The organism is Kribbella solani (genome assembly GCF_014205295.1).
Lineage (GTDB): Bacteria > Actinomycetota > Actinomycetes > Propionibacteriales > Kribbellaceae > Kribbella > Kribbella solani.
In genome coordinates, this window is record NZ_JACHNF010000001.1 from 2,826,697 (window position 1) to 2,841,000 (window position 14,304).

14 protein-coding genes are annotated in these 14,304 nt (G+C 67.2%); all 14 read right to left on the reverse strand.

Features of this window, described 5'->3' with window-relative positions; all coding sequences use genetic code 11:
• The 14 genes from HDA44_RS12645 to HDA44_RS12710 all read right to left on the reverse strand — a co-directional run bounded on the left by HDA44_RS12645 (position 1) and on the right by HDA44_RS12710 (position 14,294).
• Positions 1 to 747: a WecB/TagA/CpsF family glycosyltransferase gene (locus HDA44_RS12645; RefSeq protein ID WP_184834029.1), complete on the reverse strand. Its 747-nt coding sequence runs from the start codon at positions 745 to 747 to the stop codon at positions 1 to 3.
• The gene (gene gmd, locus HDA44_RS12650; protein WP_184834031.1) at positions 744 to 1,730 is read right to left on the reverse strand and encodes a GDP-mannose 4,6-dehydratase; all 987 of its coding nucleotides are present in this window, start codon (positions 1,728 to 1,730) and stop codon (positions 744 to 746) included. The genes HDA44_RS12645 and gmd overlap by 4 nt, the downstream gene beginning before the upstream one ends.
• Positions 1,727 to 2,656, reverse strand: coding sequence for a GDP-L-fucose synthase family protein (locus HDA44_RS12655; protein ID WP_184834033.1), 930 nt, complete (start codon positions 2,654 to 2,656; stop codon positions 1,727 to 1,729). Before HDA44_RS12655 ends, gmd begins: the two co-directional genes overlap by 4 nt.
• A complete protein-coding gene (locus tag HDA44_RS12660; RefSeq protein ID WP_184834035.1) occupies positions 2,656 to 4,155 on the reverse strand; it encodes an exopolysaccharide biosynthesis polyprenyl glycosylphosphotransferase in 1,500 nt (499 codons plus the stop codon). The genes HDA44_RS12655 and HDA44_RS12660 overlap by 1 nt, the downstream gene beginning before the upstream one ends.
• Before the next feature lie 176 nt (positions 4,156 to 4,331).
• The gene (locus HDA44_RS12665) at positions 4,332 to 5,495 is read right to left on the reverse strand and encodes a glycosyltransferase family 4 protein (RefSeq protein WP_184834037.1); all 1,164 of its coding nucleotides are present in this window, start codon (positions 5,493 to 5,495) and stop codon (positions 4,332 to 4,334) included.
• Positions 5,492 to 6,793 carry an MATE family efflux transporter gene (locus HDA44_RS12670; protein WP_184834038.1) on the reverse strand — a complete coding sequence of 434 codons (1,302 nt, stop codon included), beginning with the start codon at positions 6,791 to 6,793 and terminating at the stop codon, positions 5,492 to 5,494. The genes HDA44_RS12665 and HDA44_RS12670 overlap by 4 nt, the downstream gene beginning before the upstream one ends.
• Positions 6,790 to 8,010, reverse strand: a complete 1,221-nt coding sequence (locus tag HDA44_RS12675; protein ID WP_184834040.1) for a polysaccharide pyruvyl transferase family protein — start codon at positions 8,008 to 8,010, stop codon at positions 6,790 to 6,792. The genes HDA44_RS12670 and HDA44_RS12675 overlap by 4 nt, the downstream gene beginning before the upstream one ends.
• Entirely contained in the window at positions 8,007 to 8,972 is a 966-nt protein-coding gene (locus HDA44_RS12680; protein ID WP_184834042.1) for a glycosyltransferase family 2 protein, read from the reverse strand. The genes HDA44_RS12675 and HDA44_RS12680 overlap by 4 nt, the downstream gene beginning before the upstream one ends.
• Positions 8,969 to 9,607: a phosphatase PAP2 family protein gene (locus tag HDA44_RS12685; protein ID WP_337905913.1), complete on the reverse strand. Its 639-nt coding sequence runs from the start codon at positions 9,605 to 9,607 to the stop codon at positions 8,969 to 8,971. Before HDA44_RS12685 ends, HDA44_RS12680 begins: the two co-directional genes overlap by 4 nt.
• A 24-nt stretch (positions 9,608 to 9,631) precedes the next feature.
• Positions 9,632 to 11,068 carry a glutamate-1-semialdehyde 2,1-aminomutase gene (locus tag HDA44_RS12690; protein WP_184834046.1) on the reverse strand — a complete coding sequence of 479 codons (1,437 nt, stop codon included), beginning with the start codon at positions 11,066 to 11,068 and terminating at the stop codon, positions 9,632 to 9,634.
• Entirely contained in the window at positions 11,065 to 11,613 is a 549-nt protein-coding gene (locus HDA44_RS12695) for a dTDP-4-dehydrorhamnose 3,5-epimerase family protein (protein WP_184834048.1), read from the reverse strand. Before HDA44_RS12695 ends, HDA44_RS12690 begins: the two co-directional genes overlap by 4 nt.
• The gene (locus HDA44_RS38505; RefSeq protein ID WP_184834050.1) at positions 11,613 to 12,734 is read right to left on the reverse strand and encodes a methyltransferase C-terminal domain-containing protein; all 1,122 of its coding nucleotides are present in this window, start codon (positions 12,732 to 12,734) and stop codon (positions 11,613 to 11,615) included. Before HDA44_RS38505 ends, HDA44_RS12695 begins: the two co-directional genes overlap by 1 nt.
• A gap of 13 nt (positions 12,735 to 12,747) precedes the next feature.
• Positions 12,748 to 13,398, reverse strand: a complete 651-nt coding sequence (locus tag HDA44_RS12705) for a PIG-L deacetylase family protein (RefSeq protein ID WP_184834051.1) — start codon at positions 13,396 to 13,398, stop codon at positions 12,748 to 12,750.
• Positions 13,398 to 14,294 (reverse strand): sugar phosphate nucleotidyltransferase, encoded by an 897-nt coding sequence (locus HDA44_RS12710; RefSeq protein ID WP_202887341.1) that lies wholly within the window; start codon positions 14,292 to 14,294, stop codon positions 13,398 to 13,400. The genes HDA44_RS12705 and HDA44_RS12710 overlap by 1 nt, the downstream gene beginning before the upstream one ends.
• Positions 14,295 to 14,304: the final 10 nt, after the last annotated feature.

Consider the following 14,304-nt stretch of genomic DNA (forward strand, 5'->3'; position numbering starts at 1 on the left):
CTAGAGCGCGCGTGGCGGGTGGCGAAGGATGCCGGCCAGGAAACGCGGGATGCCGAGCAGGTAGCGGCGCCAAAGGCGCTTCGGCTCCTTGTAGAGCCGGTAGCTCCACTCCAGGCCGGAGCGCTGCATCCAGGCCGGCGCGCGGTCGAGGCGGCCGGTGTGGAAGTCGAAGGCCGCGCCGACGCCGATCAGGATCGTCGCGTTCAGCCGGTCGCGGTGGTCGGCCATCCAGCGCTCCTGCTTCGGCGCGCCCAGGCCGACCCAGACGATGTCCGGCCGGGCCTCGTTCATCCGGTCGACCGTCTCGGCGTCCTCGGCGTCGGTCAGCTCCCGGTACGGCGGACACTCCACGCCGACCACCTTCAACGCCGGGTGCCGCTCCTGGAACCGCTCCCGCAGCTCCTCGGCCACGCCCTCCGCGCCACCGTAGAAGTACTGCGTCCAGCCGCGCTCCGCCGACTCCGCGAGCACCCGCTCGAGCAGGTCCGGACCGGCGACGCGGGACATCTGCTCGAAGCCGGCCTTCTTCCCGGCCCAGACCAGCGGCATCCCGTCCGGGACGGTCAGCCCGGACGTGTTGTAGACCTCGGTCAGCCGCGCGTCGGCGCGGGCGTGCAGCAGCGCGTTCATGTCGGAGACGCAGACCAGCTGCCGCTCCTCGGCGTCGATCCAGTCCGCGAACGTGGCGACGGCCGCGTCCAGGTTCGTCACGCTGACGTGGATGCCGAGAACGTCGACCCGTGTCATGAGTCCTCCCCGGTCAGCTGGGCGAGGTCCGCGTCGACCATGATGCGGACGAGCTCCGGGACGTGAACCTGAGCCTTCCAGCCTAGTTCCGTGGTGGCCTTGGACGCGTCGCCGATCAGCGAGTCGACCTCGGTGGGCCGCTCGTACCGCTGGTCATGGTCGACGTACTTCTCCCAGTCCAGCCCGACGTGCTCGAACGCCAGCTCGACGAAATCACGCACCGAGTACGACGTGCCGGTCGCGATCACATAGTCGGCCGGAGTGTCGTGCTGGAGCATCCGCCACATGCCCTCGACATACTCCGGCGCGTACCCCCAGTCGCGGCACGCGGACAGATTGCCCAGGTACAGCCGGTCCTGCTGACCACACTTGATCGCGGCCACCGCGCGGCTGATCTTCCGGGTCACGAACGTCTCACCGCGCCGCGGCGACTCGTGGTTGAACAAGATCCCGTTCACGGCGAACATGTCGTACGCCTCGCGGTAGTTCCGCGTCATCCAGTAGCTGTACAGCTTCGCCGCGCCGTACGGCGAACGTGGGTAGAACGGAGTCTCCTCGTTCTGCGGCGGCGGTGTCGCACCGAACATCTCCGACGACGACGCCTGGTAGAACCGGCAGTCGAGGCCGATCATCCGGATCGCCTCGAGCAGCCGCGTCGTACCCATCCCGGTCGTGTCACCGGTGTACTCCGGCTCGTCGAACGACACCCGTACATGTGACTGCGCTGCCAGGTGGTACACCTCGGACGGTTGAATCGACGCCAGCAGCGTCACCAGGCGCGAACCGTCGGTCAGGTCGCCGTAGTGCAGGAACAACCGCTTGTCCGACGCATGCGGGTCCTCGTACAGGTGGTCGATCCGCTTCGTGTTGAAGGTGCTGGCACGACGGATCAGCCCGTGTACCTCGTACCCCTTGGCCAGCAACAGCTCCGCCAGGTACGAACCGTCCTGACCCGTGATCCCGGTGACGAACGCCTTTTTCACGAGACATGCTCCTGATACCAGGCGTAGGTGGCGGCCACACCTTCTTCGAGACCGATCGACGGCTTCCAGCCCAGCGCGGTCAGCCGGCTCACGTCGAGCAGCTTGCGCGGGGTGCCGTCCGGTTTGGACAAATCGTTGCTCAGGGCACCGGTGTACCCGACGACGCGGGCGACCAGCTCGGCCAGCTCCCGGATCGTCACGTCGTCGCCGACCCCGACGTTGACCGGCTCCGGCGCGTCGTAGCGCGCCAGCAGGTGCAGGCACGCGTCGGCCAGATCGTCGACGTGCAGGAACTCACGCCGAGGCGTGCCACTCCCCCACAGCACCACTTCCGCCGCGTCGGCCGCCTTCGCTTCGTGGAAGCGGCGGATCAGCGCGGGCAGGACGTGCGACGACGTCGGGTCGAAGTTGTCGTTCGGACCGTACAGGTTCGTCGGCATCGCGGAGATCCAGCGCAGACCGTACTGCCGGCGGACCGCCTGGACCTGCATGATGCCGGCGATCTTGGCGATCGCGTACGCGTCGTTGGTCGGCTCCAACTCACCGGTGAGCAGGCTCGACTCGCGGATCGGCTGCTCCGCGTACTTCGGGTAGATGCATGACGAGCCGAGGAACAGCAGCCGCGGCGTGCGCACTTCCAGCGCCGCGTCCATCAGGTTCACCTGGATGCGCAGGTTGTCGCTGAGGAACTCGGTCGGGTGGTCCCGGTTCGCCAGGATGCCGCCGACCCGCGCGGCCGCGTCGATCACCACGTCCGGCCGGTGCTCGGCCAGGAACGCGAACGTCGCGTCCCGGTCGCGGAGATCCAGTTCCTTCGAGCTCGCCCCGATCAGCTGGGTGACGCCCGCGGCCTGCAACCGGCGCCAGATCGCCGATCCGACCAGACCGCGATGGCCGGCCACGTAGACCCGGGTTTCAGAATTCATCAGTACGCTCCCGCGCCATAGATCACCGCGCGCACGGTCTTCCAGAGGATCAGCAGGTCAAGGGTCATCGACCAGTTGTCGACGTACCGCAGGTCGAGCCGGACCGACTCGTCCCAGGACAGGTCGCTGCGGCCGCTGACCTGCCACAGACCGGTCATACCGGGCTTCACCAGCATCCGGCGCGAGTCGTCGGCCGCGTACAGCGCGACTTCCTCGGCCAGCGGCGGCCGCGGCCCGACCAGCGACATGTCGCCGCGGACCACGTTGAACAGCTGCGGCAGCTCGTCCAGCGAGAAGCGCCGAATCCACCTGCCCAGCGGGGTCATCCGCGGGTCGTCGCGCATCTTGAAGATGACGCCGTTGCCGTCGCTGAGCGAGTACAGGTCCCCGAGCCGCTCCTCGGCATCGGAGTACATGCTGCGGAACTTCAGCATGGTGAACTCGATGCCCGCGCGGCCGACTCGCTGCTGCCGGAACAGGATCTGGCCGGGGCTGGTCAGTTTGACCGCGATCGCGAGGCCGATCAGCAACGGCGACAGCAGCATCAGGATGCCGAGCGCGACCACCCGGTCGAAGACGGCCTTCATCAGGTGCGGACCGCCGCTGACCGACGGCCGCTCCAGGTGCAGCAGCGACAGACCGGCGACCGGGCGGACCGAGATCCGCGGGCCGGCCACCTCGATGATGCCGGGCGAGACGATCAGCTCGATGCCGCGCTGCTCCAGCGCCCAGGACAGCCGCCGCAGCGACTGGCCGGCCAGCTCCGGATCGGTCGCGATCGCGACCACCTCGACCGCGTGCCGGTCGGCGGCGGCGAGGATGTCCGGCTCGTCCAGCTCCTCGGGCTGCAGCGGCCCGGACTCGGCCGCGACGTGCTGGTCGCCGCGCGGGCGGCAGGTCGCCACCACGCGGAAACCGTCGGTCGGCCGGCTCTCAAGGTGCTCACACAGCGTCGCGGCCGGGCCACTGCGCCCGACCACGAGAACCCTGTGCATGCAGCGACCTCGGACCCGGTGGCGGTGCAGATCCTTCCGCAACGCGTACCGCAGCAGCAGCGCCGAGACGACCAGGACCGGAATCGCGAGCACCACGAAGCCACGGGCGATCTCGGTCTTGGTGACATAGGACGTCATCGCGACCAGCGCGGTCAGCCCGACGCCGGAGCGCAGCAACGACCGGAACTCGTCCGGCCCGGCGCCGAAGTAGCGCGAGTCGTAGCCCTTTGAGAGCGCGACCACGCCGATCCAGGCCAGTGGGAGCAGACTGCTCACGACCAGGTAGCTGGAACCGACGTGGTACCCGAAGCGGGTCAGCAGCGCGACGGACACGCCGAACATGGCGGCCAGCAGGTCACCGCCGACGGCGGCCCAGCGGTACACCCCGACCCAGCGTGGCTCGGTCGACCGGGACGGCAGCGGAACAATTGCCGGGACCTCGTGCGGCACGACCCAGAGCGGCCGGTGCCCGTCCACCCTGTCCGGCGCCTCAGCTCCGTTCACGACCGCCCCTCGGTTCCACGCTGCGACCGACCGGGCCGTTGCGTGCCCTCGGCGTTCCCCAGCTTGCCGTCCCCAGAATTCACCCGCGCGTTGGCGACGAGTCACCGAAGATTACTACGTGACCAAGCCGGGAGCGACCGCCGGGCCGCGAGCTTGTGGAGAACTTGGCCAGGTCCTTACAAGGCCGCGACCTGCCGAATCGCTGCGCCCGCAACGAAATCCCGCAACCGGCGGCCGGCGATTCCGGCCGCGAACCGGGCCTGAACCCCTTCAAACGCTGCGGTTGCCATCTGTTCCCGGGCCGCTGGGTCCGACATCAGGCTGATCAGTACGCCGGCAGCGGCTGACGGATCGTCCAGCGGCCAGAACAGGCCGTCCGTGCCCGGGCGGACGATTTCGGGTACTCCACCGACCGCTGCCGCGATCACCGGAAGCCCTTCCGCCATTGCCTCGACCAGCACGATGCCAAAGCTCTCTGTTGTCGAGGTGTGACAGTAGAGGCGGTGTGACCGCATCAGTTGCCGCGGGTTCGATTGGTAGCCCAGGAAGGACACCTGGTCTGCCAGACCCAGTTCGGCTGCCCGTGTCTGCAGTGCGCGCCGGTCGACGCCGTCACCGACCACGGACAGCGTGTAGCGATGGCCACGGGCAGCTGCTTCGGCAAGTACCTCCAGCAGATACCGGTGGTTCTTTCGCGAGTCCAGACGCCCAACAGTGATCAGATCTGCCTGTACTACTGGGCTGTCCGTTGTCGGTACGTCCGTCGTCACCGCATTGGGTACAACAGCATGCGGTACGTCGCGTAGCGCGGGGATCCGCTCTTCCAGCCCGTTCCTGGTGTACTCCGACACGTACACGATGCCGTCGAGTGCACCTAGTACACGGGCCTCGAAGGAGCGGATCGAACGGTACAGCCGGCCGTCGCGTGGGATCTCGCCCTCGTCGGCCCATTCATCCGCCTGCGAGACGTTGAAGTGAGCAACCATCACTACTGGTTGCGTCGTCCGTACTTGCAGTGCGACACCGGCGGAGATCGGGCACTGGGCGTACACCACTGCATCCGGTCGGTCTTTGAGCTGTGCCGCCAGTGCGGACCGCAAGTACCGCGCGTGCCAGTACTGGTGCCACCACACCGCCGCAGGGCGACTGAACGGCCGGATGCCCAGGCGGGCGGCGAATACGGGTAGTACGAAGGGCGACCGCGCCATGAACGGACTGACCACGCTGACTGGCTCGTCTATCGCCTGCAGGTGCTCCCTGAACGTACGGACATGTGCCTGTAGCCCTGACCCGCCCTCAGGCCGCATCAGGGTGGCGATCACGATCTCTGGTTCGCTCATGCGGTCGCGGCCTCAGCCACCGCGGGGACGTGTACGCGCTGCGCTTTGGCCAGTCGGCTCCACCAGATCGCGATCCCGAGTACAGAGGCGATCGCACTGCCCCAGACGACGCCCTGTGCATTCCAGAAGAAGCCACCGATCGCAGCGAACCCGACGAACAACGTAGTGACGGTGATCTGGCACTGCATCGTCTGGTCCGCGCGGCCGAGTGCACGTAGCCCCGCGGACGGTCCGACGTGGAGACAGCCCGCTGCTGCGCTGACGATCACACCTAGTACCAGTACATGTGCGTCCGGCCAGACGCTGCCGAGCACCAGGTCGCCGATGCCCAGCGGGAACAGCACCAGGATCACCAGGCCCCAGCCAAGCGCTATCACGGACAGTCCACCGCTCAGTCCGGCGCACAGCCGCCACAGTGAACGCCCACCGCGGCTGAGCGCCCGTGCTGCTTCCGGAACTGCTACCTGTCCAACTCCCATCAGCAGTGCGGCAACAGGTCCGACCAACATCTCCGCACCGCGAATGGCGCCGGCTGCAGCCAGGCCGCCACTGGCAGCGACGATCAGCGTCCGCACCTGGCCGCCGGCACCCAGAACGACGTTCTCGACCAGGAACCGCGGTCCGAGATCGCTGTGCTTGCGCAGCCACCCCAGCGCAGCCGCCGGACGGGGCATGACTCCTGCCTGCCGGATCCCGTAGATCCCTGCCAGAGCGGCCGTGCCGCCAAAGGCCAGCAGGGCCGCGGTAATACCGAAGTCCAGGAAGCGACCGACGAACAGAGCGGTCAGCATCAGGACCGTCCACACGGCGTCGTTGACGAACGTCTTCGCACCTTCGCCAGCAGCGAAGAACGCGGACCGCCAGCTGTCCTGCAGTGTCAGTCCTGGTAGCACGATGCCAAGAGCAACGAACGCGGCACCGGCCTCGGAGCCTGGTGTCTGCTGCTTGAGCAGTAGTCCGATCAGTACGCAGAGCAGCCCGCCCACGACACCGACCAGCAACGCCACACCGCTGGACGCCGCGACCGCCTCATGTCGGCTGTCCTTGCCGCTGACGCTGTAGCGCACCATGAGCGCATCGGTCGACAGCGCACGTGAACAGTTCAGTGCGACCGAGTACGCGAGGAACGCCAGACCCAGTGCTCCCAGACCGGTTGCTCCGAGCAGCCGTGCGACGAACACACCGAGCAGGAAGTTGCCCAGGCTGGACACTGCCTGGTCAGCGATCCCCCAGCCCAGCCGGCCGGCTACTTGTCGTCGCAGCGTTCCGCGATGACCTCCTGTGTGCCGCCCGGTCATCGCCGCGACCTGGTGCCCTGGCTGAACAGTGCGGCGGTCAGGTCCCTGAACTGCTCGTCGAGACGCGCGCGGCAGTCATCGGACCGTTCGCCAAGCGTCTTGACGATAGTGTCCTCGTCGGCTTCGAGTGCGGCAACCTGCTCGACCAGACGCTCCACCTCGAGGGCTTTGACGTCCTGTACGAAGTCAGCGAGGCCCATTTGAGCCATCAGTGCGTCGTGCTTGCCGCCGTAGCTCAGTGCAAGCGTTGGACGACCAACGGTCAGTCCGGCGACTACACAGTGGTAGCGCAGGGCAACGACCGTCTGCACTGATGCGACCCGCTGCATGAGCTCTTCGAACGACGTGAACGGCTGGTAGCTCACAGGTGGTTCGCCCGGCCCGGTCCAGTACGTCCTGGCGTCCGCCACGATGCTGTCGGCAACTCCCTCGTCCAGCCGGTCACCGATCAGCAGCCGTACGCTGCGACCGGACTCGACCAGTAGCCGGACGAACTGCTTCATCTGGTCGACGTAGCGGGCGTGGATCTCGTCCGCCCGGCCCCGGTCGCTGGGCGAGCCGTAGTAGGACATCACGCCGACTCCAACCGATTTCGGTTCAGGCAGTGGGTCCGACGGCACAGGCAGGCCGAAAGCCAGGTCGGCGTACGCCTTGTCCTGTGCTGCAGCCACACCGGTCTCACGGCCGACACCGAGTGAGTACTCGTCGCGGAACGACCTGTAGTCGACGACGCGCGCTGCAGTACGCAGTAGGACGCGGATGGCGCGTTCGCGTACACGGGAACCACCTACGCAGACCAGGCCGGTCCGGACGCCGAACAGCTGGCCGGACAGCGCCATCACCAGCATGCTGTACGGGAGCTCCCACGGTCGCTCCGGCAGCGTCGCTTCTAGTACGCCGGCGCCGGGGATCATCACCACGTCGTGCTGCCGCACCCACCGCGCCGTACGCCAGGTGTCGATCAGTGCGGCCGGTGGGATGCGCAGCAGCGTCAGGGCCTTCTGGGCCAGCCGGGACCGTGCGGGCTTGCGTGACTGCATCCAGTGCAGTTGGACGGCCGGTACGCCGTACCGCTCGGTGATCTCCTCCGGACCCTCGCACATGAAGTCGAGTACCGCCTGCGGCTGTTCGTTGCGCAGGTACTCCAGGACGGTGTCGAGCATCGCGTCGTTGCCGATGTTGCCACCACCAAGGCGGCCGTACAGACCGACCTTCATCGGTGGCCGTCCGATCCGGCTACCAGCGCCTGTACGGACAGGGCGTCCACTGCACCGAAGTACTGGATCGGTGCCGGCTTGGACTGACCCGGCAACCGGCGAGTGACCCGACTGGTCAGCCAGCGGCGGATCTGCCGGTTGCACTCGCTCCGCTGCGCCGCTGTCAGCGGAGCACGCCGTACGGCGGCGAAGTAGCCGAGGATGTACTCCGCAACCAGCCGCACCGGCGGATGCACCAGCTTGTTGGCCCGCTTCGGGTCCAGGTTGCGTGACCAGCTGCTGATCGTCGGGTTGGCCTGTAGTGCGCGGCCGTCGTGGTGCCGGCGGAAGTACAACCACTCCGGCACCTGCAGGAACCGGCCGTGCAGCGCGACCTCGGCCATGAACACCTGATCGGCGTGGTAGAAGCTGTTGTGTGGCTTGACCGCACGCAGTACATCCGCACGCATAACGCCGTAGAAGTCGTCCGCCTGGATCGCGCCGGGCAGGTCACCGTCGAACAGCATGCTGCGCAGCCTCTCGGCCGGCTCCGACGCATCGGTGTGCAGCGGGTACTCCAGCGCCTGGATGACCTTGTTGTCACCGTCGATCGCAGCTGTGTAGGTGTGCGCGAGGATCGCGTCCGGGTGCTGGTCCAGCAGCTCCACACAGCGCGCTACCAGGTCACGGCCCCACAGGTCGTCACCGGACGCCCACTTGAACAGCTCGCCCCGGCTCTTCCGGAACACGAAGTCGTGGTGCGGCGCTGCACCGATGTTGCGTTCCTGCCGATAGAACGTGATCCGGCGGTCCTTGGCCGCGTACGCACGGCAGATATCGTCGGTGCGATCCGTGGACGCGTTGCTGGACAGGATCAGCTCGAAGTCGGTGAACGTCTGGCCGAGTACCGCGTCCAGGGACTGTTCCAGGTAGTCCGCACCGTTGTAGACCGGCAGACCGATGCTGAGTCGCGGCTGTGTCATGTTGGACTCCCAACTGAGGCTGGCGTGGTACGGCCGGTCCGGTGCACCGGACCGACGAAGCGAGGCGAGGCAGCGACAACGAGGAGCGGTACGGCGAGCAACGCACCGCCCGCGACGTCCGTGAACCAGTGCATCGACAGCAACAGCAGCGAGAAGCCCATCGTCAGTCCGGCCAGTGCGACGAGCGCCCAGGCCCAGACCGGCGGGTGCTGGCGCCACACCAGCAGCACACCGCCCAGACAGACCAGCAGAATCACCATGTGACCGGACGGGAACGATCCACTCAGCGTTCCGACGTCACCGTGCGGATCAGCTCGTCCAATGAGTGCCTTGGCTACCTGTGTCACCAGTGCGCCGGTCAGTGCGAGAGCAGCTACGTACACCAGTGGCCGCCAGCTAGTTCTTAGTACAGCGGCCAGCGCACCGGACACCGCGAGCACGGCCAGGGAGACACGTGGCGCCGCGCCGTCGACCACGTTGCCGAAGACCAGCTGCCACGGTCCCCACACGTCATCCGGGCGGAACACCTGCCGGAGGTCCTGGTCGAGCGCATCGACCTGGCCGGCCGAGGCGATCACGGCAAGCACCAGGAAGGCCACCGAACTGGCCACTGCCAGCAGCTGGACCCACGTCACTCCGCTGCGCTGCATCTCGTCCCTTCAGACGTACGTACGGAACACCGGCTTGACCGGGCGGCCCTGCAGGAACGCAGCCACGTCCTGCGCGTCCAGTGCCTGCCGGTAGACCTTGCAGGCGTTGCCGACCACTTCGACCGTTCGATCGATGTCGGCGTCAGTCAGCGCGCTGCTGACCACGAAGGACGGACCGATGACGCCGCCGAGGATCAGTTCGCGGAGGAACAGCGTTCGGTACGGCTGCGACGGTGCGAGCTGCTCGTCCAGCGTCGCGAACACCAGGTTGCTGGCTCGTCCGCGTACGACCACGTGGTCCTGCACTCCGGCAGCAGCCGCGACCGCGCGTACACCAGCCGCGAGTTTGTCGCCGATGACATGCAGACGTTCCGCGATGCCCTCCTCGGCATAGACGTCCATCACCGCGATCGCCGCCGCGAGCGAGTGCGTCTCGGCGCCGTGCGTGGTGGACAGCAGGAACACCCGCTCCCGGCTGTCACGCAGACCGCCGCGTTCCAGGTACTCACGTTTGCCCGCCAGCGCTGACACCGCGAAGCCGTTGCCGAGCGCCTTGCCGAAGGTGGAGAGGTCGGGCGTCACGCCGTACAGGCCCTGGGCGCCGGAGGCGGAGAAGCGGAAACCGCTGATCATCTCGTCGAAGATCAGCAGCGCGCCGTACCGGTGCGCCAGGTCGCGCAGGCCCGCCAGGTAGCCGGCCGGCGGGTCGTGCTGGGTGGCCGCTTCCAGAATCAGGCAGGCGATCTCGCCGTCGTGGCGCTGGAACAGCTCCTCGGCGGCGGTCAGGTCGCCGTACGGGAAGCCGACGGTGAGGCCGCTGATCTCGGCCGGGATGCCGGCCGCCATCGGGGTCCGGGCGATGAACCAGTCGTCGATCGAGAAGAACGCCTGGTCGCTGCAGAGCGCGACCAGCCGCCGGCCGGTGACCGCGCGGGCCAGCTTGACCGCGGCCGTGGTCGCGTCCGAGCCGTTCTTGGCGAACTTCACCATCTCCGCGGTCGGCACCGCCGTGAGGAACCGCTCGGCCGCCTCCAGTTCGACGATGCTGGGCCGGACGAAGTTGCTGCCACGGTCCAGCTCGCGCCGCACCGCCTCCAGTACCTTCGGGTACCGGTGGCCGAGACTGACCGCGCGCAGCCCGGCGCCGTACTCGATGTACTCGTTGCCGTCCACGTCCCACACATGCGCGCCGTCGCCCCGGTCGATCACCGGCGCCAGGTCCTCGGGGTACTGGTCGTCGCCCTTGGCGTACGTGTGCGCGCCGCCGGGGATCACGTCGTGCAGCCGCTTGTTGGCGGCGACGGACTTCTCGAAGGACTTGGTCAGGTGAGCCTTGGTCACGTCAGCCTTGGTCACGTCAGCCTTGGTCACGTCAGCCTTGGTCACGTCAGCCTTGGTCACGTCAGCCTTGGTCACGTCAGCGTTGGTCAGGTGAGCGTTGGTCATGTGAGCCTCGCGGTTGCCAGAGCGAACGTGGAGGCCGCCTTGTCCCGCTCCGACATCAGCGTGATCGGGAGCGGCCACGGGATGTCCAGGTCGGGGTCGTCGAACCGGATCGCCACGTCCTCGGACGGGTCGTGCGCACGGTCGATCCGGTACGAGACGTCAGCCGGGTCGGTGAGCGCCTGGAACCCGTGTGCACAGCCAGCCGGCACGTACACCGTCACCTGGTTGTCACCAGTCAGCTCGAACGTCTCCCGGTTCCGGTACGTCGGCGATGCGGGGCGCAGGTCGACGACTACGTCGAACACCGCGCCGTACGAGCAGCGGACCAGCTTTGCCTCGCCCTGGCCGGACCGGGTGTGCATGCCACGAACGACGCCCTGCCGGGACCTGGAGATGCTGTCCTGCACGAACGCATCCGGGTCGAGTCCTGCCTTGGCGACCACGTCCCGGTCGAACGTACGCGAGAAGAACCCGCGCTCGTCCCGGTGCGGCGTCGGGCGGAACAGCAGCGCACCGGCGATCCCAGGTACCTCTACGACCTCCATCAGAACCCCCGCTCGTGTGGCTCGGGCAGTGGGACCAAGTACGTGGCTCCCCAGCCGCCGTCCGCTTCCAGCTGGGCAACTACCTCGTCGGCGATGTCCCAGGTGAGTACGAGCACGACATCCGGTTGTGCAGCTGTCAGGTCCGCTACTGGCCGGATCGGGACCATGCAGCCGCCGGGGATACGGCGTCCGTGCTTACCCGGGGCTATGTCTACAGTGAACGGCAGCAGGTCGGTTGTGACCTTGCTGAGGTCCAGTAGTACGGGTGCCTTGGAGGGAGCTCCGTACGCGAGCACTGTGCGGCCGGCGTCCTTGTGGCGGGTCAGCTCGGCGTGCAGCGCGTCAGCGGCGTGCCAGGCGGCTTCCTGGAGACTGCCTAGCTGTACCTCGTCGGCGATGCCTGCTGCGTCTTCGTCAGCGAGTACTACGTCGACAGATGCGTCTGGTTCGGCATCGGCGGTGTGGCGGAGCATCACCATCAAGCTGCCGCCGTACATCTCCACCTGCTTGACTGACTCGACGGCCAGGCCGTGCAGCGCCGCGACGTTGCGCAGTGCGCGCAGCGAGACGTACGCCCAGTGCCCGTGCCGGATCGTGTCGAATTGGTTGCCGATGAACAGCGGGAGCAGGTGGTGGAACTCCATCACCAGTAGACCGCCTGGCGCCAGTCGTTCCGCCCTGAGCTTCAGCATGTCGCCGTACTGGGGCTCGTGCACTATGCCGTGTACGTCTATGACCAGGTCGGCCTGCTGACCTACTGCGGCCAGCTGTGAGCCGGCAGCGGACAGGTGGCCGAGCCAGGAGCCGCCGTGGTGGCTGGCGAACTCGCAGACCACCTTGCCGGCGAGCTCCGGGTAGTCGCGGAGGATCTCCTTCACCGAAGCCTCAGCGTGGGCGAGGCTGGTCGCGGACTCGACTGCCAGCGGTTCTTCCGGCAGCTGGGCTTCTACCGGACCTAGCTGGACCAGAGTGCAGTCGCGGCACAGCCACAGCTCCAACGGCCAGCGCGGATCGGGTCCTGGGGTCTCGGCTGCCGGGAAGTAGTCGGCACACGGCTGCGCACCCAGGTCAACGACCAGTACGACGTTCTCCCCCGAACAGCCACGACAGTTGAAGCTCACTGGTTCCCCCTGATCACCATGTCAGCGTTGCTTTGGCGGTGGTGAACGCCTCGGCGTACCGTGCCCGGCACTCCATGCCGCGCATCCTGGCCAGCCCGGCGAACACCTCTTCGTCGAACCAGTCGTGCGGGACCTGCGACGGGTACGCCTTGTGCAGCAGTGCGATCTTGTCCCGCAACTGCTCCTCGGTCAGTTCGACGTACAGGAACGGGCGGCTGAGGTCGCCGTCCCACTTGGGGATCTCGTAGTGCAGGACCAGGTGGTCCCGCCACACCGTCGGTGCCAGTTCGGCGATCAGCCGGTGGTCCTGATGCGCGTCGGTGCGGCTCGGCGCGAGTACCAGGTCGGGGCGGCGGCTTCCGCGGGCGGTTGCCTCCAGCAACTCCTTGGTCTGGTTCCAGTACGCCGGCAGGCGTCCGTCCGGGAGCTCGGCCGAGGTCACCGTCACCTCGCAGTCCGGCAGGAACAACTCGGCTGCCCGGCGGGCCTCGTCAAGCCGCAACGGAGTACCGGTCGCGATCACGAACTCGGCGGTCAACTCCGGTACGGACTCGGCCAGCTTCAGCAGCGTGCCGCCGCAACCGATCTCGATGTCGTCCGGATGCGCGCCGAGCGCGACCAGATGAACGGGCCCGTCGATCAGGCCGAGCTGAAACGGCAACATCAGATCGCCACCACCACGGGACCATCCGACTCCGGCGTTTTGTTGACAATCCGATTGTCGTGGTGCGGACTGTCGGCAACCTGATGGTGATTGTCCGGCGGATCGCCGCGATGCCGGTTGTCATGGCTCCACAGTGCCCACGGCTTCTTGCCGGACCGGTACAGGTCCTCCAGCTGGCTGCGTTCCTTCAGCGTGTCCATCGGCGCCCAGAACCCGTGGTGCGGGATCGCCTCCAGCTTTCCCATCGCCGACAACCGCGGGAACGCGTCGCCGACCAGGTCCTCGTCCTCGTGCAGTACGTCGAAGATGTCCTTCTTGATCACGAAGTAACCGCCGTTGATCCACACGTTCAGGTCCGCCGCCGACCGCAGCCCGGTGACCCGCGAATCGGTCCCGAACTCGACCACGTGGAACGACGCCTGCGGCGGCACCGCGAGCAGACTGGCGGTGATGTCACTGGTCATCACATGGTCGACAATCCGATCCATCGGCGCGTCGGTCAGTACGTCGCCGTAGTTCGCCAGGAACGCGTCGTCGTCCTCCAGATACGGCCGGACCCGGCGCAACCGCTCACCGATGCTGGTGTCGATCCCGGTGTCGACGAAGGTGATCTTCCACTCGCTGATGTCGGAGTCGAGCAGTTCGATCCGCTGCCCGCCCTTCGTCATCACGAAGTCGTTCGACACCGTTTCCTCGTAGCGCAGGAAGTACTCCTTCACCGCGGAGCCGCCGAAGCCCAGGCAGAGGATGAACTCGGTGTGGCCGAAGTGCGCGTAGTACCGCATCACGTGCCACAGGACCGGCCGGTCGCCGATCGTCATCATCGGTTTCGGCGCGGAGTCCACCCCGCTGCGCATCCGCAGCCCGTACCCCCCGCAGAAGATCACGACCTTCATCTGACTTTCC

Excerpts from the sequence above, each read along its gene's own strand:
- HDA44_RS12645 (WP_184834029.1), bottom strand. The coding sequence starts at position 747 with ATGACACGGGTCGACGTTCTCGGCATCCACGTCAGCGTGACGAACCTG.
- HDA44_RS12675 (WP_184834040.1), bottom strand. The coding sequence starts at position 8,010 with ATGAAGGTCGGTCTGTACGGCCGCCTTGGTGGTGGCAACATCGGCAAC.
- HDA44_RS12680 (WP_184834042.1), bottom strand. The coding sequence starts at position 8,972 with ATGACACAGCCGCGACTCAGCATCGGTCTGCCGGTCTACAACGGTGCG.
- HDA44_RS12695 (WP_184834048.1), bottom strand. The coding sequence starts at position 11,613 with ATGGAGGTCGTAGAGGTACCTGGGATCGCCGGTGCGCTGCTGTTCCGC.
- HDA44_RS12665 (WP_184834037.1), bottom strand. The coding sequence starts at position 5,495 with ATGAGCGAACCAGAGATCGTGATCGCCACCCTGATGCGGCCTGAGGGC.
- HDA44_RS12670 (WP_184834038.1), bottom strand. The coding sequence starts at position 6,793 with ATGACCGGGCGGCACACAGGAGGTCATCGCGGAACGCTGCGACGACAA.
- HDA44_RS12655 (WP_184834033.1), bottom strand. The coding sequence starts at position 2,656 with ATGAATTCTGAAACCCGGGTCTACGTGGCCGGCCATCGCGGTCTGGTC.
- HDA44_RS12690 (WP_184834046.1), bottom strand. The coding sequence starts at position 11,068 with ATGACCAACGCTCACCTGACCAACGCTGACGTGACCAAGGCTGACGTG.
- HDA44_RS12705 (WP_184834051.1), bottom strand. The coding sequence starts at position 13,398 with ATGTTGCCGTTTCAGCTCGGCCTGATCGACGGGCCCGTTCATCTGGTC.
- HDA44_RS12710 (WP_202887341.1), bottom strand. The coding sequence starts at position 14,294 with ATGAAGGTCGTGATCTTCTGCGGGGGGTACGGGCTGCGGATGCGCAGC.